Origin of the sequence: Labrys sp. KB_33_2 (assembly GCF_052114505.1) — a bacterium.
GTDB lineage: Bacteria > Pseudomonadota > Alphaproteobacteria > Rhizobiales > Labraceae > Labrys.
On record NZ_JBFREW010000013.1, the window covers coordinates 114,392 to 139,471 of the forward strand.

At 63.8% G+C, this 25,080-nt stretch carries 22 protein-coding genes; 10 read left to right on the plus strand and 12 right to left on the minus strand.

What is annotated here, in order from left to right:
* Window positions 1-129 precede the first annotated feature (129 nt).
* Window positions 130-1,842: a phospholipase D-like domain-containing protein gene (locus AB4037_RS22760; protein ID WP_441773035.1), complete on the plus strand. Its 1,713-nt coding sequence runs from the start codon at window positions 130-132 to the stop codon at window positions 1,840-1,842.
* A gap of 15 nt (window positions 1,843-1,857) precedes the next feature.
* Here AB4037_RS22760 and ntrC read toward each other — a convergent pair whose 3' ends face one another.
* The 3 genes from ntrC to dusB are packed head-to-tail and all read right to left on the minus strand — an operon-like array spanning window position 1,858 to window position 5,446.
* Window positions 1,858-3,297, minus strand: coding sequence for a nitrogen regulation protein NR(I) (gene ntrC, locus AB4037_RS22765; protein ID WP_441773036.1), 1,440 nt, complete (start codon window positions 3,295-3,297; stop codon window positions 1,858-1,860).
* A gap of 11 nt (window positions 3,298-3,308) precedes the next feature.
* Complete coding sequence (locus AB4037_RS22770) at window positions 3,309-4,409, minus strand: two-component system sensor histidine kinase NtrB (RefSeq protein WP_434956308.1); 1,101 nt, start codon at window positions 4,407-4,409, stop codon at window positions 3,309-3,311.
* Complete coding sequence (dusB, locus tag AB4037_RS22775; protein ID WP_434956307.1) at window positions 4,406-5,446, minus strand: tRNA dihydrouridine synthase DusB; 1,041 nt, start codon at window positions 5,444-5,446, stop codon at window positions 4,406-4,408. Before dusB ends, AB4037_RS22770 begins: the two co-directional genes overlap by 4 nt.
* A 227-nt stretch (window positions 5,447-5,673) precedes the next feature.
* On the opposite strand from dusB, the gene AB4037_RS22780 reads away from it, so the two are divergent.
* Together AB4037_RS22780 and AB4037_RS22785 are read left to right on the plus strand one after the other, a co-directional pair.
* On the plus strand, window positions 5,674-6,051 hold the full coding sequence (locus AB4037_RS22780; RefSeq protein WP_434956306.1) for a DUF2147 domain-containing protein: 378 nt from the start codon (window positions 5,674-5,676) through the stop codon (window positions 6,049-6,051).
* A gap of 91 nt (window positions 6,052-6,142) precedes the next feature.
* Window positions 6,143-7,171: a cupin domain-containing protein gene (locus AB4037_RS22785; RefSeq protein WP_441773037.1), complete on the plus strand. Its 1,029-nt coding sequence runs from the start codon at window positions 6,143-6,145 to the stop codon at window positions 7,169-7,171.
* Between the two features lie 74 nt (window positions 7,172-7,245).
* Here the strand turns inward: AB4037_RS22785 and gatB are convergent, their stop codons facing one another.
* The 4 genes from gatB to gatC all read right to left on the minus strand — a co-directional run bounded on the left by gatB (window position 7,246) and on the right by gatC (window position 11,004).
* Entirely contained in the window at window positions 7,246-8,712 is a 1,467-nt protein-coding gene (gene gatB / locus AB4037_RS22790; protein ID WP_434956304.1) for an Asp-tRNA(Asn)/Glu-tRNA(Gln) amidotransferase subunit GatB, read from the minus strand.
* 48 nt (window positions 8,713-8,760) lie between these two features.
* Window positions 8,761-9,087, minus strand: a complete 327-nt coding sequence (locus AB4037_RS22795; RefSeq protein WP_441773038.1) for a chorismate mutase — start codon at window positions 9,085-9,087, stop codon at window positions 8,761-8,763.
* A 2-nt stretch (window positions 9,088-9,089) separates the two neighbouring features.
* On the minus strand, window positions 9,090-10,628 hold the full coding sequence (locus AB4037_RS22800; protein ID WP_441773039.1) for an amidase: 1,539 nt from the start codon (window positions 10,626-10,628) through the stop codon (window positions 9,090-9,092).
* An 88-nt stretch (window positions 10,629-10,716) separates the two neighbouring features.
* Window positions 10,717-11,004 (minus strand): Asp-tRNA(Asn)/Glu-tRNA(Gln) amidotransferase subunit GatC, encoded by a 288-nt coding sequence (gatC, locus tag AB4037_RS22805; RefSeq protein WP_149250944.1) that lies wholly within the window; start codon window positions 11,002-11,004, stop codon window positions 10,717-10,719.
* A gap of 194 nt (window positions 11,005-11,198) precedes the next feature.
* Between gatC and AB4037_RS22810 the strand changes: the two genes are divergently transcribed.
* On the plus strand, window positions 11,199-12,911 hold the full coding sequence (locus AB4037_RS22810; RefSeq protein ID WP_441773040.1) for a caspase family protein: 1,713 nt from the start codon (window positions 11,199-11,201) through the stop codon (window positions 12,909-12,911).
* Window positions 12,912-12,965: 54 nt separating this feature from the next.
* Window positions 12,966-13,961: a tetratricopeptide repeat protein gene (locus AB4037_RS22815; RefSeq protein ID WP_441773041.1), complete on the plus strand. Its 996-nt coding sequence runs from the start codon at window positions 12,966-12,968 to the stop codon at window positions 13,959-13,961.
* Between the two features lie 76 nt (window positions 13,962-14,037).
* Here the strand turns inward: AB4037_RS22815 and AB4037_RS22820 are convergent, their stop codons facing one another.
* Window positions 14,038-14,739 (minus strand): metal-dependent hydrolase, encoded by a 702-nt coding sequence (locus tag AB4037_RS22820; protein ID WP_434956299.1) that lies wholly within the window; start codon window positions 14,737-14,739, stop codon window positions 14,038-14,040.
* 189 nt (window positions 14,740-14,928) lie between these two features.
* Here AB4037_RS22820 and ruvX point away from each other — a divergent pair, with 189 nt between their 5' ends.
* Complete coding sequence (ruvX, locus tag AB4037_RS22825; RefSeq protein WP_441773169.1) at window positions 14,929-15,348, plus strand: Holliday junction resolvase RuvX; 420 nt, start codon at window positions 14,929-14,931, stop codon at window positions 15,346-15,348.
* 113 nt (window positions 15,349-15,461) lie between these two features.
* Here the strand turns inward: ruvX and AB4037_RS22830 are convergent, their stop codons facing one another.
* The 3 genes from AB4037_RS22830 to AB4037_RS22840 form a co-directional block, all read right to left on the minus strand.
* Window positions 15,462-16,439, minus strand: a complete 978-nt coding sequence (locus AB4037_RS22830; protein WP_441773042.1) for an Ldh family oxidoreductase — start codon at window positions 16,437-16,439, stop codon at window positions 15,462-15,464.
* Between the two features lie 118 nt (window positions 16,440-16,557).
* Window positions 16,558-17,853: an MFS transporter gene (locus AB4037_RS22835; RefSeq protein ID WP_441773043.1), complete on the minus strand. Its 1,296-nt coding sequence runs from the start codon at window positions 17,851-17,853 to the stop codon at window positions 16,558-16,560.
* 158 nt (window positions 17,854-18,011) lie between these two features.
* The gene (locus tag AB4037_RS22840) at window positions 18,012-19,541 is read right to left on the minus strand and encodes an ABC-F family ATP-binding cassette domain-containing protein (protein ID WP_441773044.1); all 1,530 of its coding nucleotides are present in this window, start codon (window positions 19,539-19,541) and stop codon (window positions 18,012-18,014) included.
* Between the two features lie 414 nt (window positions 19,542-19,955).
* Here AB4037_RS22840 and AB4037_RS22845 point away from each other — a divergent pair, with 414 nt between their 5' ends.
* The gene (locus tag AB4037_RS22845; protein WP_434956295.1) at window positions 19,956-20,903 is read left to right on the plus strand and encodes an aspartate carbamoyltransferase catalytic subunit; all 948 of its coding nucleotides are present in this window, start codon (window positions 19,956-19,958) and stop codon (window positions 20,901-20,903) included.
* Between the two features lie 13 nt (window positions 20,904-20,916).
* Entirely contained in the window at window positions 20,917-22,230 is a 1,314-nt protein-coding gene (locus AB4037_RS22850; RefSeq protein ID WP_441773045.1) for a dihydroorotase, read from the plus strand.
* A gap of 121 nt (window positions 22,231-22,351) precedes the next feature.
* Here the strand turns inward: AB4037_RS22850 and AB4037_RS22855 are convergent, their stop codons facing one another.
* Window positions 22,352-22,789: a hypothetical protein gene (locus AB4037_RS22855; protein WP_441773046.1), complete on the minus strand. Its 438-nt coding sequence runs from the start codon at window positions 22,787-22,789 to the stop codon at window positions 22,352-22,354.
* Between the two features lie 253 nt (window positions 22,790-23,042).
* Here AB4037_RS22855 and plsY point away from each other — a divergent pair, with 253 nt between their 5' ends.
* Window positions 23,043-23,648, plus strand: coding sequence for a glycerol-3-phosphate 1-O-acyltransferase PlsY (plsY, locus tag AB4037_RS22860; protein ID WP_441773047.1), 606 nt, complete (start codon window positions 23,043-23,045; stop codon window positions 23,646-23,648).
* A complete protein-coding gene (dprA, locus tag AB4037_RS22865) occupies window positions 23,645-24,802 on the plus strand; it encodes a DNA-processing protein DprA (protein ID WP_434956291.1) in 1,158 nt (385 codons plus the stop codon). Before plsY ends, dprA begins: the two co-directional genes overlap by 4 nt.
* The last annotated feature ends 278 nt before the right edge of the window (window positions 24,803-25,080 follow it).

Sequence of the window (25,080 nt, forward strand, 5' to 3'; positions counted from 1 at the left end):
AGTTTAGGGCCTGCCCAAGGCGAACGGTAGCGAATTTGCCACCCTCTCCTGTCACGCAATGGTCGAGCTCCTGTGCTCTAGTTTACCAGTACTTTCCAGCGATCGACGCACAATGCGGGGGAACCGGGCATGCGGGCGGAAGCAACGAACGGTGATTTTGCGCTTCGCGCCATCGCCGGCAGCAATGTGGTGCTCCTGGCGATCGATGCCACCGCCGAGGCCCGCCGGGGCTTGCTCGGCTTTGCCATCAAACGCAGTGACGTCACCGAGGACCAGTCCTATTGGCTGAGCGGCACCAAGCTCTTTCGCGACGTGGTTCCCGAACCGCGTCCGGGGCAGAAATACTCCACGCTCGAACAGCCGATTCAGAGCTTCTTGTGGAGCGACTACACCGCCAAGCCCGGCCGTCCCTATGGCTTCCTGATCCGTCCTGTTTACGGTACGCCGAAGAACCTGCGCTATGGCAAGGATCTTGAAATCGAGGTCACGACCGAGAGTGAGGATGGCGGCAAGCACGCCGTCTATTTCAATCGCGGCGCCATAGCGAGCCAGGCCTTCGCCGAGAAATTCGGCAATCGGGGACCGACCGATCCCAATGACAGCCATGACCGCATCACCCAATGGCTTTCGCGCGGCCTGCTCGAGGCCGCTCTCGGCTTCATTGACGACACTCGCCCGGGGGAAAGCCTGCGTGTCGCCGCCTATGAATTCAGCTATCCGCCAATCCTGAAAGCCCTGGCCGCCGCTCACGAGCGCAAGGTCGATGTCGCCGTCGTCTATGAGGCTGGCCAGGAAACCGTGAAAGGCGAGCGCAAGGATACCGAGGCCACCAAGTCCAATGCCGCAGCCATCAAGGCATCCGGCCTGCCGAAGGCGATCCTGCTGCCGCGCATCCACCGCAACGACATTCCCCACAACAAGTTCATCCTGCGCCTGTCAGACGATCCGGCGCGCGTGGCCGTGTGGACCGGTTCGACCAATTTCACGGCGTCCGGCTTTCTCGGGCAGAGCAATGTCGGCCATCTCGTGCGGGATGCAGCGCTCGCCGCCCACTATCTCGCTTACTGGGAAAAGCTTGCGGCGGACACCGAATGGAAGCCCCTGCGTCAATGGGTGGGGAGCGAGAATGCCGCGCCCCGAGACGAGGTTGCGCCAGGCACGATCACCCCGCTGTTCAGTCCACGCCCCGATGACAGCCTGCTCGCCTGGTATGCCGATCGCATCCATACGGCCCGGCAAACCGTGATGTTCACGGCGGCCTTCGGCGTGAACGCCACCCTGGCCAAGGTCTTTGCCGAGGACGTCGATTTCCTGCGCTACATCCTGCTCGAAAAGCCGCTCGACACCAAGGCGGAGAAGGCGCTGGTCGGCGATCCCGACCTGCAGATCGCCAATGGCGCCGCTCTCGGCAAGATGACGCTACGCGCCAAGGTTCCCGGCTGGAAGCTCGACAGATGGTTCCTGGAGGAAGGCCATTACCGCTATGAAGGGAATGTCTTCTACATTCACACCAAGATCCTTTTGATCGATCCGCTGTCGGACGATCCTCTGGTCATCAGCGGCTCGGCGAATTTTTCAAAGAACTCCCTCGTCAACAATGACGAGAACATGCTCCTCATCCGCGGCGATACGCGCGTCGCCGACATCTACATGACGGAGTTCGACCGCATCTTCCGCCATTTCTATTTCCGCAATGTCGCCAACCAGCTCGCGCTCAAAGGAAGCGAGGGAACGCAGGCGATCTTCCTCGACCCGACCGACGCATGGGTTGCCGAGAACTTCGATCCCGACCGGATGAAATCAAAACGGCGCAAGCTCTTCTTCCCGCAATCGCCGAATTGAATCCTGCTCCGCGCCTCACCGGATGGCGCGGATGACCTGAATATCGAGATCGCGGATCTTCTTGCGCAGCGTGTTGCGGTTGACGCCGAGGAGCTCCGCCGCCTTGATCTGGTTTCCGCGTGTCGCCGCGAGCGCCGCGCCGATCAACGGCTCCTCGATATCGCGCAGCACCCGGTGATAGAGGCCGGGCGGCGGCAGATCGTCGCCGAACTTGCTGAAATAGCGCGTCATGTGGCGTTCGACCGAGGCCGACAGGGTTTCATCGGCCGAGCTCTCCGCCTCCAGCGGCATGGTTTCGGAGGTCGCCAGTTCCTGCTCGATGATCGCAGCCGTCAACGTTTCCTGCGGATAGAGCGCGCTGAGCCGGCGCACCAAATTTTCGAGTTCGCGCACATTGCCGGGCCAGCGATGGCGCTTGAGACGCTCGACGGCCGAAACGTCCAGGTGCTTGGGCGGCAGGCCCTCGCGCTCCACCAGCTTGAAGAAATGGCGGGCAAGGTCCGGCACGTCCTCAGCCCGCTCGCGCAGGGGCGGCAGGCGCAGCGGCACGACATTGAGGCGGAAGAACAGATCCTCGCGGAACAGGCCCTGCTGGATCAGGATGCGAAGATCCTTGTTGGTGGCGGCGACGATGCGCACGTCGGTCTTGATCGGGGTCCGCCCGCCCACGGTGGTATATTCGCCCTGCTGCAGGACGCGCAGCAGGCGCGTTTGTGCCTCCATCGGCATGTCGCCGATTTCATCGAGGAACAGCGTGCCTCCCTCGGCCTGCTCGAACCGCCCCACGGAACGGGCATTGGCGCCGGTGAAGGCTCCCTTCTCATGGCCGAACAGCTCGGATTCGATCAGATCACGCGGGATCGCCGCCATGTTGATGGCAACGAAGGCGCCGCTGCGCCGCTTGCCATAATCGTGCAAAGCGCGGGCCACCAACTCCTTGCCGGTGCCTGATTCACCCGAGATCATCACGGTCAGGTCGGTCTGCATCAGGCGGGCAAGGACGCGATAGATCTCCTGCATTGCCGCCGAACGGCCGACCAGCGGCATGCTCTCGGCTTCCTCGCCCGAGCGCGGCGCCGGCTTGCCGCGAGGCTCGCTCAGGGCGCGGCCGACGATGGCGATCAGCTCCTTCAGGTCGAAGGGTTTGGGCAGATAGTCATAGGCACCCTTCTCGGAGGCTCGGATCGCCGTCATCAGGGTGTTCTGGGCTGACATCACCACGACGGGCAGTTCCGGCCGCACCTTCTTGATGCGCGGCAGCATGTCGAAGGCATTCTCGTCCGGCATCACCACATCGGTGATGACCAGATCCCCCTCGCCCTGGCTGACCCATCGCCACAACGTGGTGGCGTTCCCGGTCGAGCGTACCTCATAACCGGCGCGCGAAAGGGCCTGGTTGAGCACGGTCCGGATGGCGGCGTCGTCATCGGCGACGAGAATACTGCCTGCCTGCATACTCGGTTTTCCTATGCGCTACGGTCGGAACGATACATGGGGAGAAGGATGCGAAAGACCGTACGCTTGTTCTGGCTCTCGCATTCGACGATACCGCCGTGATCACCGACGATCTTGGCGACCAGGGCCAGCCCCAGCCCGGTGCCACTGGTCTTGGTGGTGACGAAGGGATCGAACAGGTAGGGCAGAAGATCAGGCGCCACCCCCGGGCCGCTATCCTTGATGCAGACCTCGATGGGCAGACTGACCCGTGAGGACGATCCCGGCACCGACAGGCGCACGCCTGGCTTGAAGCCGGTGGTCATGGTGATCTCGCCATCCGTGTCGCCGTCGATCGCCTCGGCGGCATTCTTGACCAGGTTGAGGACGACCTGAACGAGCTGGTCCTTGTTGGCATGCACCGGCGGCAGCGAGGGATCATAATCCTCGATGAACTTGATCTTGCGGGCAAAGCCGGACTGGGCCAGCTTCTTCACATGCTCCAGCACGACGTGGATGTTGACCGGGCTGCGCGCCACCGGGCGCTCGTCCGAAAACACCTCCATGCGGTCGACCAGCTTGACGATACGGTCGGCCTCCTCGCAGATCAGCTGCGTCAACTCGCGGTCGGCATCCTCGACCGACTGCTCCAGGAGCTGGGCGGCGCCACGGATGCCGGAAAGCGGATTCTTGATCTCGTGGGCCAGCATGGCCGCCAGTGCCGTCACCGAACGGGCTGCACCGCGGTGGGTGAGCTGGCGATCCATCTTGTCGGCGATGGTGCGTTCCTGCAGCATGATCACCACGCCGCCGGACTGGTCCTGCATCGGCGCGACCTGGATGTCGACATGCCGCTCTACCCCGATCCGCGGCGAGCCGAGATCGACGCGATATTCGTTCACGGGCGCATTGCGCTCGCGGACCTGGTCGATCAGGGCCAGCAGGGGCGAGCCGAAAGGCAGCAGATCCTTGATCAGGTTGCGCCGCATCATCGGCGCACTGACGTCGAAGAAAGCCTCGGCGGCCATATTGGCATCGAGCACCCTGCCCTGCCCATCCACCGAGAGAATGGCGTGAGGCAAGGCATTCAGGACGGCCTCGTGATTGGGCATGTGGCGTGGCAGTGCTGTCATGCCGCCACCCGATCGAGACTGGCAAAAAAGGCGTTGAAGGCGGCCGCCACATCACTCGGTTTGTCGCCCGTCAGCACCGACTGGCGAAGTTCGGCATTGCCGCCGCCGAAATAGCCCTGGGCAGCCTCCATCGCCGAGGCCAGATGCTTGCGGGCGTGGCGGATGCCGTGCGCAGGTCCGTAAAGATCCAGCAGGCCGTGATAATGCTCGAGGGTGAGATCACGCTGCACCGCCGCATCGGGCACCGGCAGCACCTCGCCGGCTGCGAGCTCGCGGGCTATGTGTCCAGGCAGCCAGGCCCGTCCCTGGGCGGCCCGGCCGACCATGACGGCATCGCAACCCGATTGCTGCAGCATGGCCAGCGCATCACTGAGGCTGCGACAATCACCATTGGCGACCACGGGGATGCCGACCGCCTGCTTGACGGCCCGAATGGCCTGCCAATCGGCGGTGCCCTTGTAGAACTGCATGCGCGTACGCCCATGCACGGTGATCATGGCGGCGCCTGCCCGCTCGGCGCGGCGGGCAAGCTCCGGGGCGTTGAGGCTGGCATGGTCCCAGCCCAGGCGCATCTTCACCGTCACCGGAACCTTCACGGCCGATACCGTCGCCTCGATCAGGGTAAGCGCGTGATCGAGGTCGCGCATCAAGGCCGAGCCGGACCAGCCGCCAGTAACGCGCTTGGCCGGGCAGCCCATATTGATGTCAATGACATCCGCACCAGCGTCGACGGCCACCCGGGCCGCCTCGCCCATCCAGCGCGCTTCGCAACCGGCGAGTTGCACGACGTGCGGCCCGCCGCCGGGGGCTTCGGCCCGCAAGCGCGCCTCTTCGTCGCCCGTGGCGAGACGATCGCTCGCTACCATCTCGGAAATCACCAGACCTGCGCCCTGGCGCTGCGCAATGCCACGCAGAACGGCATCGGTCACGCCGGACATCGGCGCCAGGACTACCGGGTTTGCCAACTCGACTGCCCCGATCCGCAGCCGCTCCGGCGGCGCGGACTGGACCTCAGTCGCGATTTCCTTGCCTACCATGAATGCAGGGCTCCTTTATGCTCACAATCTAGCCAGTCACAGGGATGGCAGCAAGCGGAATTCGCCTCCTAAACAAGCATGCCTGCAAAACGGGCAGCGCAGGGCAGATTCATCTCGCCCACAACCTCCATCGCTGCGATTTGCACATTGCCTGCGTTTGGCAAATGATGCGGTCGCGCAGGGGCACCTCATGCTGCCTCTTACAGCCACGCCCTGGAGTGAAATCGATGAAGATCAAGCTATCACAAGTTGTTATAGCCGCTGTCTCAAGTACTTTGTTGGCAGGCGCCGCCCACGCCGGCGATGCCTCCGGGACCTGGCTGAGGGAGAACGGCGAATCGAAGGTGAAGATCGCTCCCTGCGGCGAAGCTCTGTGCGGCTCCGTCACCTGGGTCAAGGATCCCAAGCATCAAGACAATGTCGGCAAGCGCGTTTTCTACGACATGGCGCCGTCGGGCGACGATAAATGGAAAGGCAAGGCCTTCAATCCTGAGGACGGCAAGACCTATACCGGCACCATGACCCTTTCGGGCAACCGCCTCACCACAGCCGGCTGCGTGCTCGGCGGACTGATTTGTCGGTCCGTCACCTGGAACCGCCAGTAAAGATGGCAGGCGCGCCGTCCCCGATGCCGGTGCGCCTTTTCACCTCGCCGGGAAGTCTTGCTCGGCCGGAAGCACGAAAGGGTATCGAGCGATGACGGCAGACAACGAGCCTGCGGTACGCCCGATTTCGTCGCATGACGTGGCTTGGACGGAATGGTCCGACGTGCCTCGTTTCGGCGTACGCTATCGTCATCTCACCTTGGCTGCCATGGGTGAGCCCTATCATGTCGGCGTCGCCATCGAGGAGCTCGAGCCCGGCAGGCAGAGTTCGCCCGCACATTTTCATATTTTCGAGGAAGAGCACGTCTTCGTCCTCGACGGAGAACTCACCGCGCGGGTCGGCGTCGAGACGCATGTGATGAAGGCGGGCGACTATATCTGCTTTCCCGCCGGACAAAGGGCCGGGCATTGCCTCCTCAACACCGGCACCGCAACGGCCCGCTACGTGATCATCGGCGAGCGCAACCCCAATGAGGTCGTCGTCTACACCGACTCGAACAAGGTGCTGGTGCGAGCCCTGGGACGGCATGCCATCTTCGACCTCGCGGCGGCCCGCAGCTACTGGGATGGAGAAGTGACCGGCCTCGACAATCCTGCTTTTCCCAGGCCCGACGTCATCGCCACGCTGTCTCAGCCGGCCAAACCTCTCCTCCCCATCTCGGCGGACGACGTCCCCTGGAACGGCGATGGTGCCGGCCCGCAATTTGGCGGTTCTTCCAAGCATTTGACCCACGCGGTGGCCGGCAGGGCCTATCGCGTCGGCGTGCTGATCGAGTCCCCGGCTCCGGGCATGCGGCTCTGCCCGACCCATTACCACATGCTGGAAGAAGAGCATGCACTGGTCCTCGAAGGAGAGCTGACGCTCATCCTCGGCGAGGAGCGCCTCCCCATGAAACCCGGCGACTATGTCTGTTTTCCCGCCGGGCGGAAGATCGGCCATTCCTTCGTCAATAGCGGCACGGGTCCTTGTCGCTATCTGATGATCGGCGAGCGCAATCCGAACGAGGTCTGCGTCTATCCCGACTCGAACAAGATGGCCGTCGACGCCCTCCGCGTGGAGCCAGGGGTTTTCGACATGTCGGCGACCAGGAATTATTGGGATGGCGAGAAGACCGCCTGAGCAGGTTCAGCCACGATGTGCCGATCGCGCTCCATCGTTCGACGGAGCGCGATCGGCACATCGCTGCCTCGCCCTCACAGGCCGAGCTTGGCCTTCAGGATATCGTTCACGGCCTGCGGATTGGCCTTGCCGCCGCTCTGCTTCATCACCTGGCCGACGAACCAGCCCAGCATGGTCGGCTTGGCCTTGACCTGCTCGACCTTGTCGGGATTGGCTGCGATCACCGCATCGATGGCGGCCTCGATGGCCCCGGTATCGGTAACCTGCTTCATGCCGCGAGCCTCGACGACGGCGCGCGGGTCGCCGCCCTCGGTCCAGACGATCTCGAACAGATCCTTGGCGATTTTGCCCGAAATGACGTTCTCGCCGATGAGATCGACGATGCTGCCGAGCTGCTGGGCCGAGACGGGCGAAGAGGTGATATCGAGCCCTTCCTTGTTGAGGCGCCCGAACAATTCGTTGATCACCCAGTTTGCCGCGATCTTGCCGTCGCGCCCCGTGGCAACTGCCTCGAAGAAGTCCGCGGATTCGCGCTCGGCCGTCAGCACGCCGGCATCATAAGCCGACAGGCCGTACTGGCTGATGAAGCGCGCCTTCTTGGGATCGGGCAGTTCCGGAAGATGGCCGGCGAGATCGTCGACATAGGCCTGATCGAATTCGAGCGGCAGCAGGTCCGGGTCGGGGAAGTAGCGATAATCGTGTGCTTCTTCCTTCGAACGCATGGACCGCGTCTCGCCCTTGTTCGGATCATAGAGACGCGTCTCCTGGTCGATGGAGCCACCATCCTCCAGGATGCCGATCTGGCGACGGGCTTCGATCTCGACGGCCTGGCCGATGAAGCGGATCGAGTTGACGTTCTTGATCTCGCAGCGCGTGCCAAGGGGATCGCCGGGCTTGCGCACGGAGACGTTGACGTCGGCACGCAGATTGCCCTTGTCCATGTCGCCGTCGCAGGTGCCGAGATAACGCAGGATCGTACGCAGCTTGGTGACATAGGCGCGCGCCTCGTCGGCCGACCGCAGATCCGGCCTGGAGACGATCTCCATCAAGGCCACACCCGACCGGTTGAGATCGACCAGCGAGACATCGCCCACATGCATAGACTTGCCGGCATCCTGCTCCAGATGCAGGCGCTCAATGCCCACGCTCAGCGTCTCGCCGGTCTCCGGTACCTCGACGATGACGGTGCCCTCGCCGATGATCGGCTGCTTGTACTGCGAGATCTGGTAGCCCTGCGGCAGGTCGGGATAGAAATAATTCTTGCGGTCGAACACCGACTTCAGGTTGACCTGCGCCTTGAGGCCGAGCCCCGTGCGGATGGCCTGGCGCACGCATTCCTCGTTGATCACGGGCAGCATGCCGGGCATGGCGGCGTCAACGAGCGAGACGTGGCTGTTGGGCTCGCCACCAAACTTGGTGGAAGCACCCGAAAAGAGCTTGGCCTCGGAAGTGACCTGGGCATGGATTTCCATGCCGACAACCACTTCCCAGTCGCCCGTGGCGCCCTTGATCAGCTTCTTGGGGTCAACCGTGGCGTTCATGTCTAGGCTCCGGTTCAAAGAACGGTTCGATAGTGTCGCAGGCTGGATTCAGCCTGGTTTGTCGGCGGCGAGGTGGCGGTTCTCGTAATCGATGATCCAGGCCACCATGTCGCGCCAGATGAGTTCGGCAAGCTCGGGCGGCAATCCTTCGGCTTGCGCCCGCTTGCAGGCCGATGCCACCACTTCCTCGACGCGTTCGGGGATGTTGGCGGGCAGGCCGTCGCGGTTCTTCACCTTGACCACCCGCTGCACGACCTTGAGGCGGTTGGCCAGGAGATGCACCAGCTTTTCATCGATGGCATCGATCTCCCGGCGCAGGTCCGCCAATGTCTCGGTCGTGCCCAATGTTTCGCGGGTGTCCTCGGCGCCGCTCATGCTCAGGCCCACCAGCGCTCGGGGCGGCCGAGCGAGCCGGCGGCCTGTTCGACGGCATGGCCCAGGGTGAACAGCGTCTCCTCGTCGAAGGGGCGCCCGATGAGCTGCAGGCCGAGTGGCAGGCCGCCCGAGGACAGCCCAGCCGGAACGGACAGGCCCGGCAGGCCGGCCAGGTTCACCGTGACCGTGAAGACGTCGTAGAGATACATCTCCACCGGATCGGTACCGCCCTTTTCACCGATGCCGAAGGCGGGCGACGGGGTGGCCGGGGTGAGGATGGCATCGACGCCGCTGGCATAGGCCTGTTCGAAATCGCGCTTGATCAGCGTGCGGATCTTTTGGGCCCGGACGTAATAGGCGTCGTAATAGCCGGCTGAGAGCACGTAGGTGCCGATCAGGATACGACGCTTTACCTCGGCGCCGAAACCGGCGGCGCGGCTATTCTCGTAGAGTTCGGTGATCTCGCGGCCGGCAACCCGCTCACCATAGCGCACGCCGTCATAGCGGGCGAGATTGGAAGAGCACTCGGCCGGGGCCACGATATAATAGGCCGGCAGCGCATATTTGGTGTGCGGCAGGCTGATCTCGCGAATCTCGGCGCCGGCATCGCGCAGCCAGTCAATGCCCTTCTGCCAGAGCGCATCGATCTCCGCCGACAGACCCTCGACCCGATATTCCTTGGGAATGCCGATGACCTTGCCCTTAACGCTGCCGCCGATCGCCGCCTCGTAATCGGGCACGGCGATATCCATGGAAGTGGTGTCCTTGGGATCGTGGCCGGCCATCGAGTTGAGCATGATGGCGCAATCGCGAACGGTATTGCCGAAGGCACCAGCCTGATCGAGCGAGGAGGCGTAGGCAATGATCCCCCAGCGCGAGCAACGGCCATAGGTCGGCTTGATGCCGGTGATGCCGGTGATGGCAGCAGGCTGGCGGATGGACCCGCCGGTGTCGGTACCGGCCGCACCGGGGCACAGACGCGCGGCCACGGCGGCGGCGGAGCCGCCGGAGGAGCCGCCGGGAACCAGGAAGCCGTTCGGAGTCTTGCCGGCAGCGCGGGCTTCTTCGAGCTTGCGCTTGCCTTCCTCGGCGCTCCAGGTCGGCGGCAGCCAGGGCGAGACAGCCGCCCCGAAGGCTGAGGTCTCGTTCGACGAACCCATGGCGAATTCATCATTATTGGTCTTGCCGAGCATCACGGCGCCGTCGCGCCAGAGCTGGCTCGTCACCGTCGACTCATAGGGCGGCACGAAATTGTCGAGGATGCGCGAGCAGGCGGTGGTGCGCACGCCCTCGGTGGCGAACAGATCCTTGACGCCGAGCGGCACGCCCTCAAGCGCGCCGCCTTCGCCCCGGGCGAGCCTGTCGTCGGCTCGGGCAGCCATCACGAGGGCCTGCTCCGGTGTTTCCAGCACATAGGCATTGAGGCCACGTGCCTTCTCCATCGCGTCGAGATAGGCCTTGGCCGCCTCGGTCGCGGTGAAGGCCTTGGCCTTCAGGCCATCGCGGATTTCGGCAAGGGTGAGATCGGTGATATGGCTCACGGAAAGATGTCCTGAACGGATATGGCCAGGGCTCGAAGCGGCGGGGAATGCAGCGGCTCGGGCACGCCTGGCCTGGAAACGGCGTAACTCAGTCGACGACCTTGGGAACGAGGAAGTAGTTGTCCTCGGAGGCCGGCGCATTGGCGACGATCTTTTCGGCGATATTGCCGTCCGTCACCACGTCCTGGCGCTTCTTCATCACCATCGGTGTCACAGACGTCATCGGCTCGACACCGTCGACATCGACTTCATCGAGTTGGGCCACGAAATCGAGGATGGCATTCAGCTCGCCCTGCAAATGCGGAACGTCTTCTTCGGTGACGGCAATGCGCGCAAGACGCGCGATACGCTTCACCGTGGCGGCATCGACAGACATGAAACCCTCGATTGTGCGCAAAATCACGGAACGGCGCGGTCTATCACGCGTAGCTTTGCAGGCGCAACCGATCTTGTCCTCCATGATGCCGCAAGTCAGGGGAACGAGTCACGCTTGTTCGACGCCGCCTGCGCGATGGCTCTCGTAAGAGGTCGTTGCGTAAGCTATCCTGCCTATGCGATTGGGGAATCTCCATGAGAGCGCGCTTCGTCCTGCTCCTACTCGCCCTCCTGGCCTTCGGGAACGGCGTGGCGCCGGCCTCCGCCAAGCTGCTTGCCCTCATCGTCGGCAACAATACCTATCAGGAAGTGCCGCCACTGCAGACGGCCGTGAACGACGCCCAGGCGATGCGTGAGGCGTTGCAGCGGGCGGGCTTCACGGTCACGCTGGTCGAGAACGGCACCAAGCGCCAGATCAGCCGGGCCATGGCGACGGTGGAGAGCGCGATCAGTCCTGGCGACACCGTGCTGTTCCATTACTCCGGCCATGGCGTCGAGATCGACGGGCAGAACTGGCTGCTTCCGGTCGACATTCCCGCCGCGACCGAGGGAGAAGCCGGCCTCATCAAGGACGAATCCTTCAACGCCGCCGACATCATCGAGCGCTTCCGCTCCAAGGGCGCCCGGCAGGTGGTGGCAATTCTCGATGCCTGTCGCAACAATCCCTTCGCGCAGAGCGGCACGCGTGCCCTGCCCGCGACCCGGGGCCTTGCCCGCATGGAGGCGGATGGCGGCGTCTTCATCATGTTTTCGGCCGGCAGCAAGCAGGAGGCGCTGGACCGCCTTTCGTCGGGCGACCCCGAAAAAACTTCCGTCTTCGTGCGCTCCTTCCTGCCGTTGCTGGGGCGCCAGGACTTGACGCTGATCGACATGGCCAAGGAAACGCAGGAGAAGGTGCGCGCCCTTGCCCGCAGCGCCGGCCGTGAACAGGTGCCGGCTTATTATGACGGCATCGTAGGCCGGGTGACGCTGACGGGTGACTTGCCTGCGGCTCGCCCCGCGGTCCAGGCGTTGCCCGCCGCACCGATAGCCTCCCTATCCGGCGACAGCCAGTCTGAAAATCTGTTCTGGCAGTCGATCCAGGCCAGTTCCGATCCCGCCATGTTCCAGGCCTATCTCGAACAAGTCCAGAGCGGGACTTTCACGGGTACCTACAGGGCACTGGCACAGATCAAGCTTGCCGCTCTGCAGCCCAAATCCGAGCCGCAAACCGCGCCCAAGCCCGCCTCCCCGCCGCCATCCAGCCAGCAGGCCGCCCTGCCGGCTCCAGCCGCTCCAAAAACCGAAGCGCGGAACGACGACGTCAAGGCCTGCGATCAGGCCGCCGCCGATCCGCGCGACCCCGACAGGCCGAAGGACGTAGGGGGCGTGAATGTGACCCTTGCGGGGGCGGACGCTGCCGTCGCGGCCTGCAGCAAGGCCATTGCTTCGGCGGGCGCGCCGCGCCGCCTCTATTACCAGCTCGCCCGCGCCTATGGTCAGAGCAGCCAGGATGCCCTGGCTTTGGTGCAGTTGCAGAAAGCCGCGGCTCTCGGCCACGGTATTGCGCTGTATGAGCTGGCCGGGCGCCATCTGGCCGGGCGGGGTGTTCCAAAGGATGCCGTCAAGGCCCTCAGCCTCTACTACAAGGCCACCGACGGCAATTACGCGCCGGCCATCAGCCGCATCGCATGGATGTATGCCAATGGCCTCGGTGCCAGCCGCGACTATCGCAAGGCCGCAGCGATCTATGAACTCGGGGTCCAGGCCAAGGAGCCGACGGCCTTTTCCGGCCTTGGCCTGCTCTACCTAAAAGGCCAGGGCGTGACCAAGGATGCCGGCAAGGCCTGCGACCTCTTCAGGCAGGGCGCGGCCGCCGGGGATGCCGACGCAGCGGGCAATCTCAATGCCAAATGCCCGCCGGGCTGAGCGATAGGCGCAGGCAGGTTCAGTCAGACGGTTGGAAATGAGCGGAGAGTATAGATGTCGATGAAATTGCTGGCAGGGTCGCTGATCGCCACGGCGCTGGCGCTGTCGTGGAGCGCACCGGGACTGGCTGATGCGGCCCGTCCCCTGCTGCTCGCCCAGGCGAGCCAGTCGGCCGAGGACATCTTCTGGCAATCGGTGCAAAACAGCACCGATCCTGCCATGTTCCAGGCCTATCTCGACCAGGTTGCCAGTGGCACCTTCAAGGGCGTCTACAAGCCCCTGGCCGAGATCAAGTTGCGAGCACTGGGCAAGGCTGCCGCACCGGCCACGCCAACCCCGGAGGCGACCACCCAGGACCGGGGCACACCAGCGCCGGCGGCGGAACCGGCACCTTCATCTCCACCCGCCCAGACCGCGCAGGATGCCGCATCATCGCCTGATATCGAGGCCTGCGATCGTGCGGCCGCCCACGCAATGGACGAACAGAAGCCCGCAAATCTGCCCGGCGTCACCTTCGACAAGCTCGACACCTCGGCAGCAATCACCGCCTGTCTGAAGGCGACGAAGCTCGCCGATGCGCCATCGCGGGAGTTCTTCCAGCTTGGCCGCAGCTATGACAAGGCAGAGAATTTCAAAGAAGCCATGGTGGCCTACAAGGCGGCAATGGAAAAGGGGCACAAACGGGCGATCTACAACGTGGCAACCGGCCTGATGAAGACCCGGCGCGGCGTCAAGAAGGACCCCGCCGCGGCATTGGCGCTGATGGAGAGGGCGGTGGATGAGAAAGTGATGTTCGCCCTCTCCGGGCTAGGCGACTATTACCGCCTGGGCGTCGGTGGTCGCCGTAATTACCCGAAAGCGATCGACTACTACAACCAGGCCATCGCAGCCGGTGATTCACAAGGCTATGTCGGCCTCGCCATCATGACCTATGACGGCACTGGCGTGCCGAGAAACCGCAACAAGGCCTGCGATCTCTGGCAGAAGAGCTCCAGCCTCGGGGATATCAACGCCGCCGACTACAGCAAACGGTACTGCCGGTATCGCTGAGGCGGCGACGCAAATACCTGCCACGTCAGGCGGGAGGTCGCAGGCAAGTTGCCTGTGACCTTTCGTATATGCGTCCTTATCCCAGCTCCACGCTTTCGCCGGGTTTGGGGGCAAGCACCCTGGTCTTGCTGCCGGCGATGCCCGCGGTGAAGGCGTCGGCATTGCTCACCAGGCCTGGGAAGGTCGCGTAATGGCAGGGAATCGCGACCTCCAGATTGAGATAGCGCTTCACGGCGAGCGCCGCAGTCTGCGGGCCCATGGTGTAGCGGTCCCCGATCGGCACCAGGCCGATCTTGGGCTGATGCAGTTCGGCGATCAGCGCCATGTCGGAGAAGATGTCGGTATCGCCCAGGTGATAGAGCGTCGGCTGTCCCGGCGCCTTGAGGATGAGGCCGTTCGAATTGCCCACAGCGACGCTGACGCCATTGTCGATCAGACTGGCCGAATGATCCGCCCTCACCATCGTCGCGGTGAAACCGCCAAGGTCGACGGTGCCGCCCGTGTTCATCGGCTCGACCTTCTCTACGCCCTTGCCCGCCAGAAAGGTCACCAGATCAGCATTGGAGACCACCGTCGCTCCCGTTTCCCGCGCCAGTTCGATGGTATCGCCGACATGATCGGCATGGCCATGGGTGAGCAAGATGTGGCTGATGCCGGCGCTGACGGCCGCGCGGTCCCCCTTGAAGGAGGGGTTCCCGCTCAAAAAGGGGTCGAACAGCACGGCCTTGCCGTCGAATTCGACACGAAAGGCGGCATGGCCGAGCCAGGTAATACGCATTTGGATAATCCCTTGAACAATGAGGTTGGTGTTAGCGACAGAAAACCATAACGCCCCACCCCCGTGAAATGCTATCGGCTTTCCAACCAGACGCCAATCCTGGGACCGCGGACGTCTCAGCGACATGCTCCCAGGGATATTTCCTTGATCGTTGATCTTTTCGACCTCGCCGAAAACCTGCCTGCCGAAATGCGCCTGTTTGGCCTTGATCTCGGCACCAAGACGATCGGGCTGGCGCTTTCCGACGTGATGCTGACCATCGCCTCGCCGCTGGAGACGATCCGGCGCACCAAGTTCACCGCCGATGCCGAACAATTGCTCGCCCTCGCCGCCCGGCACGATGTCGGCGGCCTGGTACTTGGATACCCCCTCAACATGGATGGCAGCAAGGGCCCGCGCGCTCAGGCCTCCGAAAGCTTTGCCCGCAATCTGGAACGCCTGAGTGACTTGCCGGTTGCTCTTTGGGACGAGCGCCTGTCCACGGTCGCGGTGACGAGAACCTTGCTCGAAGCCGATGCCTCGCGGCGCAGGCGCGCGGAGGTCGTCGACAAAATGGCCGCATCCTTCATCCTGCAAGGCGCACTGGATCGCCTGGGCTACGGGCGATAACCGCATCGAAGCCTTATTGGACTGCAAAGTAGCTAAGCTGCTGACGCTCGCCGCCATGCGCAATTTGACGTGCTGTGCGTCGTTGTTGGACAGAACCGGGACGACGAAATGCGTCAGCGCCCGTCCCGTTCCAACGCCTCTATCACCGCCTTGGGAACCTCGATGGTTTCGCCGGCGCGCTTGCGGCCGGGAATATGCACTCCCTTGCCGGACAGCCTGTTCAACTGCTCCTTCAGGCGATCGGCAAAGCCCGGTTCCAGGAGATCGGGCTTCAGGGCGAGCACGAACAGGCCCGCTCCCGGGCTCTTCTCGCCCGTCATGAAACGCGGGGCATCAAGCGACCAGTTCGCTCCGCTGATGCCGGCGGCCAGCACCTCCACCATTAGGGCGATATTGCCGCCGCGGGCGCCACCGAAGGCCAGGAGCGCTCCCTTGACTGCCTCGCGCGCGTCGGTCGTCGGGCGTCCCTGCGCATCGATCGCCCAGCCTTCTGGAATGGTCTCGCCCTTCTCGGCGGCCCGCCGGACATTCACGAAGGCGGTGGCGCTGGAAGCCTGGTCGATCAACAAGGGCAGTTCACCGGCGACGGGAGCCGCGAAAGCCAGAGGATTGGTGCAATAGACTGCCTCGCTGCCCAATGCGGCCGCCATCAGGGCCGGCCCGTTGGAAGCGGCAATGGCGACCAGTCCGTTTTCGGCCAGGCGGCGCACATAGTAACCCAGCTCGCCGGTGGTATAGCTGTTGTGCTGGACGAAGACCGCCAGCCCGTAGAGACCGGCCCTGCTACACAACGCGTCGAACGCCCTGTCGAAACCGAGCTGGGCGATACCGCCCTTCGCATCGGAGCGGATAATAGCCAAGGCCGGATCGTCGAGTTCCGGCTCTACCCCTGTGGCGATCCGCCCCGAGGTAAAACCGACCAGATAATCACGCAGATGGGCAAGCCCCACCGAGGAGCGCCCAACCCATTCGGCGGAAACGATGGCATCGGCAAGCGACCGCGCAATCGCCTCATCGGCGCCCGCCCCCCGGCAAGCACCATAGGCGAGAGTCCAGGTCGCCTCCCGCCCCAATCTTACGACATCCGACATCTGCGACAACCAACTCCCAAAGTGCCTTGCGGTCTGCCGAAATCGACAGGAATCGCGACGACGTATTCAAACAAGGACCAAGCACGAACGAGCGCTCGGCCAGGAGCGTTCGTTTGTCCTAGAATGCCGATGCCGGATCCGGTCGGCTGCTCGCCAGTTTCGTGCGGTAGATGAGCAGGGCTGCGATCAATCCGCAAGCCGCCGCCGCCGACAGCCACAGCCCCGGTGCCGCCTTGTTCTGCAACAGGGAAATCAGCCAGGTGGAGACCGCCAGTGAAAAGCCACCGAGCGCGGTGGCGAGGCTATAGGCCAGGGAGAATCCAGTGGTACGGACGTGGGCCGGCACGATCTCGGTCAGGGCCACCACCATGGCACCGTTATAGCTGCCATAGAGGAAGGAAAACCACAGCTCGACCTCCAGCATGTGTGCAAAGCTGGGGGCGCTGACCAACCAGGACAGGGCGGGATAGGCGGTCACCAGCATCAGGAAGGAGAAGATCGCAAGGATGGGGAAGCGTCCGATGCGGTCCGACAACGCCCCCATCACCGGCAGCCAGATGAAATTGGAAATGCCGACGCACAAAGTGACCACCAGGGCATCGGACTCCGACAATTTGAGTACGCTCTTGCCGAAGGTCGGCGTGTAGACGGTGATCAGATAGAAGGAGACGGTGGTCATCAACACCAGCATCACGCCGAGCAACACGACCTGCCAGTTTTGCAGCAGCGAAGACACCGCCTGCTGCAGGGTCGGTCGGACATGACGCGCTTCGAATTCGGCCGTCTCCTCCAGGCTCCGGCGCAGGAAGAACAGCAGCGGCACGATCATGCAGCCGATGAAGAAAGGAATGCGCCAGGCCCAATCGGTGATGGTCTCAGGCATCAGGAGATGATTGAGCGCGTAGCCGATCAAGGCCGATACCACGATGGCGACCTGCTGGCTGGCCGACTGCCAGGAGACATAAAAGCCCTTGTTGCCCGGGGTCGCCATCTCGGCGAGATAGACGGAGACGCCGCCCAGTTCCACGCCGGCCGAAAAGCCCTGCAGCAAGCGCCCGATCAGTACCAGGATCGGCGCCAGCAAGCCTATTGTGGCATAGCCCGGCACGAAAGCGATCAGCACGGTGCCCATCGCCATGATGCCGAGCGTGACGATCAGTCCCCGTCGGCGGCCGATGCGATCGATGTAGGAGCCAAGAAACAAGGCACCGAGCGGCCGCATCAGGAAGCCGGCCCCGAAAGTCATGAAGGCCTGCAGAAGAGACGTCGTTTCATTCTGTGAGGGAAAGAAGGCCTGGGAAATCTGGGTGGCATAGAACCCGAACAGAAAGAAATCGAACATTTCGAGGAAATTGCCGCTGGTGACCCTGAGTACGGTCCCCGCTTTCGACTGACCTGTCGCCGCGCCTGCCATGAGCGTTCTTCCTGTCTGTTCTTGTTTGTTCGTTCGCCCCCCGGCACGAGCATTAAGAGCCAGCCCACGCGCCCCGACAAGGGAAATATTCGGCCAGCCAACGGAGGGCTCGGCCCTTCCGAAACCATCCGGAAGGGCCGCGGCCGGGAGAGGAACAATCAGTTCTCCGTCCCGCTTACGGCGGCGAAGAACGCCTCTGGTCCGTCCGCCTCGATCAGCTTCCTGCCTTCGATCAACCAGAAGCGATTGCCAACTGCACGTACGAAGCTCCGGTCATGCGAGACCAGCAGGCAGCTGACATTGGGGCGCAGCAACTCTGTCTCCAAGGCTTCCTGCCCGTCAATGTCGAGATGGTTGGTCGGCTCATCGAGGAGATAGAAGTTCGGTTCGGCCAGCCTCAGCATCAGCAGACCCAGACGTGCCTTCTGGCCCCCGGAGAGCTGGCCGATCGGACGGGTCTGCTTCTCGATCGCCACACCGACCCCGGCCAGTAAGGAGCGCGCCCGCTGGTCGCCGACTTCGAAGCGGTGGATCAGGGCATGGTGCGGCGTCTCGGCGTCGTCGAGGTCAGCCAGAGCCTGGTCGCCATAGCCGAGGACCAGCGCGGGGGTGGCCTTGACGCCTTCCGCATCGGTCTGCGGCTGCTCGATCGCACGGCGCAGCAAGCTGACGAGCCGCGTCTTGCCCGCGCCATTGGCGCCGAGCAGAACAATGCGGTCGCCCTGGCAGATGAAGCGCTTGCCAGTCCGAAACAGCAGCGTGCCGTTGGGGGTGGTCACAGCCGCGTCATCGAAGCTGACCAGTACCTTGGCATGCGTGCCCTGGCTGGCAAGCCGGACGGCGCCGGCGGAACGCTCTTGATGGGCGGGCTTTGCCGCGCCCTCCAGGCGTTCGGCGCGCTCCTTTAATTGCTTGGTCTTGACGACCAGGAGATCGCTGCCGGAATTGATGCCGATATTGTTCAGCTTCGCCGCCTGCTTGCGCAGTTGCTGGGCTGTCTTGATATCTCGCTGATAGCGCCGTTCGTCCGCGGCGTCGGCCTCATCGAGTGCGATCCGGGCCCGCGAATAGGCCAAGGGGAACAGTTGCGAATGCTCCGGCCGCAGGAACAGGGTGCGATTGGTGGTGGCGTCGAGGAAGGCCCGGTCATGGCTTGCCACCACCACGGGCACGTCGCGCGGCAAAGCGTTGAGCCAATCCTCCAGCAGGGCAATCTTGGCGAGGTCGAGGTGATTGGTCGGCTCGTCGAGCAGCAGGAGATCGGGCTCCCTGACCCAGACCCGCGCAAGCATGGCCAGCCTGAGCCAACCGCCGCTCAACTGCCCGAGTGACCTCTGCCGCAAGATTTCAGGTACCTGCAGCGAATCGAGGGTGACGTCTACGCGCCAGCCCTCGCTTACCTGCGCCTCCGCCGACAGGGCCGAGAGGACAGCCTCGTAAAAGGGCATGTCGAGCAAGGCTGTCGGCACATGCTGCTCGACGTGGCCGATCGTCAGCCCGCGCGACTTGACGATATCCCCCTCCCCCGGATCCATCGTGCCGGCGATGCAGCGCAGGAGGGTGGATTTGCCACGGCCATTGGCCGCCACCAAGCCGATACGATCGCCGGCATTGATGGTGAGGTTGAGTTGCGAGAAAAGCGGTGTGCTCAGCGTCACGCCGAGGTTGCGCAGGGTAATCAGGCTCATGGGAATTCTCTGGTCCGGACCGGCGATCGCGGCATCCCGGGCACGCAGCCATCGAGGAATGCAGGCGAAGGAACGGCGTTTGACGATGCGCAATCACGAGCATGTTCTCGTTCTGCGCGGGCCACGAAGGGCAGACCAGCAAGGGGGAGATACGACCTCTGGTCAGCCCTGCAAACGCATCTGCAGGGCCTGAACTGGGCCACGCTGGCGATGATGATCGCAACGAATAATCACGCGCAGCCCTCCTTTCCCGGTTCGAGTATCACCTCGCCGATAGCATTGGTCCGAGGGATAGGCAAGTCATGTCCGCACTCTCCCTGGAAGCCCTCACCCAAAAGTCTCAGGTGGAAAAACACGCAAGGCCTATCTCCGGCCTTGCTGCCGTCACTAGTGCGGCCTATGAAGTCGGCTTTGATGACAAAGCCAGCTCAAGCGACTTATCCGCACCGCCACCTCCTCGGCATAGAAGGCCTGACGGAGAGCGATATCCTCAGCCTACTCGACGAAGCCGACGAGCACATCGCCTTCAACAGGCAGGTCGAGAAGAAATCGTCCGCCCTGCGCGGGCGCACCCAGATCAATCTGTTCTTCGAGCCCTCGACTCGCACCCAGTCCTCCTTCGAGTTGGCGGGCAAGCGGCTCGGCGCCGATGTGATGAACATGTCGGTCGGCTCGTCCTCGGTGAAGAAGGGCGAGACGCTGATCGATACCGCCATCACCCTCAACGCCATGCGGCCAGACGTGATCGTGGTCAGGCACAACCAGGCCGGCGCCGTGCATCTCCTGGCCCGCAAGGTCGATTGCGCCGTGGTAAACGCCGGCGACGGCGCCCACGAGCACCCGACCCAGGCTTTGCTGGATGCCCTCACCATCCGCCGCAACAAGGGGCGCATCGCCGGGCTGACGGTGGCCATCTGCGGCGACATCCTGCATTCACGCGTTGCCCGCTCCAATATCCTGCTGCTCGGCACGCTGGGGGCCCGCGTCCGCCTGATCGCACCCACCACCTTGCTCCCCGCCGGCATCGATCGCTTCGGTGTCGAGATCTTCAAGGACATTCGGGAAGGTCTCCGCGACGCCGACATCGTGATGATGCTGCGCCTCCAGCGCGAGCGCATGGCAGGCGCTTTCATCCCCTCGACCAAGGAATATTTTCGCTATTTCGGCCTGGACGAGGAAAAGCTCGGCTTTGCCAAGCCGGATGCCCTGGTGATGCATCCCGGCCCGATGAATCGCGGGGTGGAGATCGATACCGCCGTCGCCGACGGCGCCCAGTCGCTCATCCGCGAGCAAGTCGAGGCGGGCGTCGCCGTCCGCATGGCCGTGCTCGAGGCTCTTGCCCGCAACCTGCCGAATGTCTGAGGGGAACTGGAAGTTGGATAACGCTCGCCCTCTGGCCCCGGCCAATGCCCTTCTGGTCAATGCACTGCTGACCGATCCCGCCGCCGGATCGCAGCAGCGTGGCGGCCTACTGATTCGCGACGGCGTCATCGCCGATATCGGGAGCCATCTCACCTCCGGCGCCGTGGGCTCGGACACCGCCATCATCGATTGCGATGGCCAGGTCGTCGCTCCCGGCCTAGTCGACATGCGGGCCGTGACGGGCGAGCCGGGCGCCGAGCACCGCGAGACCCTCGCCACCGCCTCCCAGGCGGCGGCTGCCGGTGGCGTCACCACCATCGTCTGCACGCCGGAAACCCATCCGCCGATCGACGATCCCGCCGTGGTCGATTTTGTACTGCGCCGCGCCCGCGACACCGCCATCGTGCATGTCCATGCCATGGCGGCGCTGACCAAGGGGCTTGCCGGCCAGGAGATGACCGAGATCGGCCTGCTCGGCGAAGCGGGCGCCGTCGCCTTCACCGATGGCGCCCGCAGCGTGATGAATGCCCGGGTGATGCGTCGGACACTGACCTATGCGCGCGATTTCGACGCTCTCATTATCCATCACACCCAGGATAGCGATCTGGCCGGTGACGGCGTGATGAACGAGGGCGAATTTGCCAGCCGGCTCGGCCTGCCAGGCATTCCCGCCGAAGCGGAAGCCATCCTGCTGGAACGGGACATGCGCCTGGTCGCCCTGACCGGTGGGCGTTATCACGCCGCAACCGTCACCTGCCGCGCCTCGATCGAGGTGCTGCGCCGGGCCAGGCAGGACGGGCTCGACGTCACCGCCTCCACCTCGATCAACCACGTCACCCTCAACGAGAACGACATCGACGGTTTCCGTACCTTCTGCAAGGTATCGCCGCCGCTGCGCCATGAGGACGACCGCATGGCCCTGGTCCAGGCGGTCAAGGATGGGCTGGTCGATGCGATCGTCTCCGATCACAATCCCCAGGACGTCGAGACCAAGCGCCAGCCTTTCGCCGAGGCGGCCGACGGCGCCATCGGCCTGGAAACCATGCTCTCGGCCGGCCTGCGACTGGTGCATGACGGCTCGCTGGACCTGATCGGCCTCTTGCGGGCTCTTTCGACGCGACCGGCGCAGATCCTGCGTCTGCCTGGCGGCACGCTGGCCAAAGGTGCAAGCGCGGACGTCATCGTCTTCGATCCTGACGTGCCCTTTGTGCTCGACGCCGCCAAGCTACGGTCTCGCTGCAAGAACTCGCCCTTTGACGGCGCGCGCCTCAGCGGCCTGGTTTCCCGCACTTTCGTTGCCGGCCGCCAGGTGTTCGAGCGGGGCTGAAGGCCTGCCTCAAGAAAGCGGGGCTGAAGGCCTGCCTCAAGAATATGGAGTCCCGGGAGCCGGACCTCCCCGTCCGCTCTCTCCCATCGTCAAAGCATTCCATTTCCAGGCGCGGATCGTTCTATTCGTCGAATGCCTTATCCAGGGCCTGTTTCTGTCCCGTGCTGGGGCCACCCAGATAGACCGGCTTGTCGCCGTCGCGGATCTCGGCCCAGGCCTGACGGCCATCGGCCGTGAACAGGAAGACGCTGCCATATTCGGCACAGGTCACGTTGGTCGGGCAGACCATGGCGACGCGGTAGGGCGAACCGTCGATGCTCACCTGCTTGGAGCCGAAAGTCATATAGTCGCCCTTGCGCCTGAGCACGTCGGACAAATAGTCGGGAACGGGCGACAATTCCTTCAACAGGGCACCGTAGGCTCCCTTGTAGGGCTGCGCCTTCACCAGCCGGTCCAGGGCAGGAAACTCCTTTTCGACCTGTTCGTTGTAGGTCGGCTGCTGCGCGAGGGCCGCGCCGGCCAGACCAAGAAACAAAGCCGAAGCCACGATGACACGCATCCAAATCTCCTTCAGTCGGCCGGCTCCCACAAATGCGGTGCGCCCATGCGTCCTACAGCATTGAACCAGCTCAGCACATCGGGAAAGCCTTAGCGCGCTCCCGGGTCATCGCAACCGGTCGACCCAACAAAGGTTGAGGAAAACTCCATCGTCGATGCTCCGCTCCGTCTCAAGGCAAAGATTTTCGTGGCCGGCCCTCGGCGAGTGACGATAGTGTGCGGCACGCACTTTTTCTTCCTAAAGCGAGCTGCCGATGTTTGCCGACCTGACCCTGACGACGACGCTGGCGGCGCTGCTGCTCGGCTACCTGCTCGGGTCGATTCCTTTCGGCCTGGTTCTCACTCGCCTGGCCGGACTGGGGGATATCCGCGCCATCGGCTCTGGCAATATCGGCACCACGAATGTCCTGCGCACCGGCCGCAAGGATCTGGCGGCTGCCACCCTGATCCTCGACGCCCTCAAGGGCACGGCCGCCGTGCTGCTCGCGCGCCACTTCTGGGGAGATGGGGCCGCAGTCTTCGCCGGACTCGCCGCTTTTGTCGGTCACCTCTTCCCGATCTGGCTGAAATTCAAGGGCGGCAAGGGCGTCGCCACCTATCTCGGCCTGCTGGCCGCCTTCGCCTGGCCTATCGCCATCTTTTTCGCGCTGGTCTGGGTCTCGGTTGCCTTCATTACCCGCTATTCGTCGGCCTCGGCCCTGACGGCCAGCCTGCTGAGCCCGATCGGGCTCCTGCTCATGGGCTATCGGCGTGAAGCCCTGCTCTTTGCCATCCTCACCGTGGTCCTGTGGGTGATGCATCGCACCAATATCGGCCGTCTCCTCAATGGTACGGAGAGCCGCATTGGAAAGAAGGCGTGACGTCGCCAGGTTCTGCCCTCTCGGATGAAGAAAAGCTGGATTGGCTGCGCCTGATCCGCTGCGACGGCATTGGCCCCATCAGCTTCAAGGGCTTGCTGGAAAGCCACGGTTCCGCCAGAGCCGTGATCGAGGCTCTGCCCGAGATCGCCAGGCGCAGCGGCCGTGCCCTCAAGCTGCCCTCCGAGGCCGGCCTTCGGCGAGAATTGCAGGCCATGGCCGCTCTTAGTGCCCGCTTCGTGGCCGTGGGCGAAGCCGACTACCCCCTCTCTCTGGCCGCCATCGAATCGGCCCCGCCTCTCCTCGCCGTTTGGGGATCGCTCGCTCCCTTGTCCCGGCCGATGGTCGCCATCGTGGGTGCCCGCAATGCCTCTGCGCTTGGGCGCCGATTCGCGGCTGTCATGGCGAGCGAACTCGCCAATGCCGGTTTCACCGTGGTCTCCGGCTTGGCGCGGGGTATCGATGAAGCCGCGCATAGCGCCACCGTGAGCAACGGCACCGTCGCCGTGGTCGGGGGTGGTCTCGGCCATATCTACCCGTCACAGCACGAACAACTCGCAAAGGATATCACTGCCACAGGCTGCGTCATTTCCGAGATGCCGTTCGAGTGGGTGGCAACGGCACGCGATTTCCCCAAACGCAACCGCATCGTGTCGGGCCTCTCGCTCGGTGTGGTCATCATCGAAGCCGCTGCACGCTCCGGCTCCCTCATCACGGCCCGGCTTGCTTTGGAGCAAGGCCGCGAACTGATGGCCGCACCCGGGTCGCCGCTCGATCCGCGCAATGACGGCAGCAACAAATTGCTGCGCGAGGGAGCTATCCTGGTCCGGCATGCCGGCGACGTGCTGGAAGCTCTGACGCCATTGGTCGAGCGCCCCGCACCACCGCCACGGCCCGTTCAGCCCCGCTTCGAATTCGAGACCAGGGAGCCGGAAACCGCCCCCGCCCCTCCTTCCGCGTCGACGGGTGATCCCGACCAGGACCGCCTGATCGCCGTGCTCGGGCCTTCGCCCGTGGCGATGGACGAATTGGTGCGCGCCTCCGGCCTCGATGCCCGGCGCGTACAGCTAGCCTTGCTCGAACTCGATCTCTCCGGGCGAATCGAGCGGCATGGCAACGGCATGGTCTCGCTGTTGTACGCCGGTCGGCCGAATTGACTTAAGGCTACCTTTTGCCCATCTTGCCGCCGCATTCGGCCCTATCGTAGGACCCGATTGCAACTCATGTCCTACGATAGGGCCTGGGGTCACGACATCGCCCGATCCGACAAATGCGCCAGTTTGCAATTTTCGGATTTGTCCTTATTTGGCAGCTAGTCGACTGCTCCGAGGCACAGGTTTGCGAGATGCAGGCCTGGGCTCGGGAGGCAGGTGGCAAGCTTGTTTTCATGCCCTACCCGGCCGATCTTCAATGAGTCGCGGCCATGGTGGGGACA

Bases quoted from the DNA above. Each gene is read 5' to 3' on its own strand.
- AB4037_RS22835 (WP_441773043.1), bottom strand. From the start codon at position 17,853: ATGGCAGGCGCGGCGACAGGTCAGTCGAAAGCGGGGACCGTACTCAGG.
- gatB (WP_434956304.1), bottom strand. From the start codon at position 8,712: ATGAACGCCACGGTTGACCCCAAGAAGCTGATCAAGGGCGCCACGGGC.
- gatC (WP_149250944.1), bottom strand. From the start codon at position 11,004: ATGTCTGTCGATGCCGCCACGGTGAAGCGTATCGCGCGTCTTGCGCGC.
- ruvX (WP_441773169.1), top strand. From the start codon at position 14,929: ATGCGCCTGTTTGGCCTTGATCTCGGCACCAAGACGATCGGGCTGGCG.
- AB4037_RS22795 (WP_441773038.1), bottom strand. From the start codon at position 9,087: ATGAGCGGCGCCGAGGACACCCGCGAAACATTGGGCACGACCGAGACA.
- AB4037_RS22845 (WP_434956295.1), top strand. From the start codon at position 19,956: ATGACAAAGCCAGCTCAAGCGACTTATCCGCACCGCCACCTCCTCGGC.
- AB4037_RS22780 (WP_434956306.1), top strand. From the start codon at position 5,674: ATGAAGATCAAGCTATCACAAGTTGTTATAGCCGCTGTCTCAAGTACT.
- dusB (WP_434956307.1), bottom strand. From the start codon at position 5,446: ATGGTAGGCAAGGAAATCGCGACTGAGGTCCAGTCCGCGCCGCCGGAG.
- AB4037_RS22820 (WP_434956299.1), bottom strand. From the start codon at position 14,739: ATGCGTATTACCTGGCTCGGCCATGCCGCCTTTCGTGTCGAATTCGAC.
- AB4037_RS22815 (WP_441773041.1), top strand. From the start codon at position 12,966: ATGTCGATGAAATTGCTGGCAGGGTCGCTGATCGCCACGGCGCTGGCG.
- AB4037_RS22840 (WP_441773044.1), bottom strand. From the start codon at position 19,541: ATGAGCCTGATTACCCTGCGCAACCTCGGCGTGACGCTGAGCACACCG.
- AB4037_RS22770 (WP_434956308.1), bottom strand. From the start codon at position 4,409: ATGACAGCACTGCCACGCCACATGCCCAATCACGAGGCCGTCCTGAAT.
- ntrC (WP_441773036.1), bottom strand. From the start codon at position 3,297: ATGCAGGCAGGCAGTATTCTCGTCGCCGATGACGACGCCGCCATCCGG.
- plsY (WP_441773047.1), top strand. From the start codon at position 23,043: ATGTTTGCCGACCTGACCCTGACGACGACGCTGGCGGCGCTGCTGCTC.
- AB4037_RS22785 (WP_441773037.1), top strand. From the start codon at position 6,143: ATGACGGCAGACAACGAGCCTGCGGTACGCCCGATTTCGTCGCATGAC.
- AB4037_RS22760 (WP_441773035.1), top strand. From the start codon at position 130: ATGCGGGCGGAAGCAACGAACGGTGATTTTGCGCTTCGCGCCATCGCC.
- AB4037_RS22810 (WP_441773040.1), top strand. From the start codon at position 11,199: ATGAGAGCGCGCTTCGTCCTGCTCCTACTCGCCCTCCTGGCCTTCGGG.
- AB4037_RS22830 (WP_441773042.1), bottom strand. From the start codon at position 16,439: ATGTCGGATGTCGTAAGATTGGGGCGGGAGGCGACCTGGACTCTCGCC.
- AB4037_RS22855 (WP_441773046.1), bottom strand. From the start codon at position 22,789: ATGCGTGTCATCGTGGCTTCGGCTTTGTTTCTTGGTCTGGCCGGCGCG.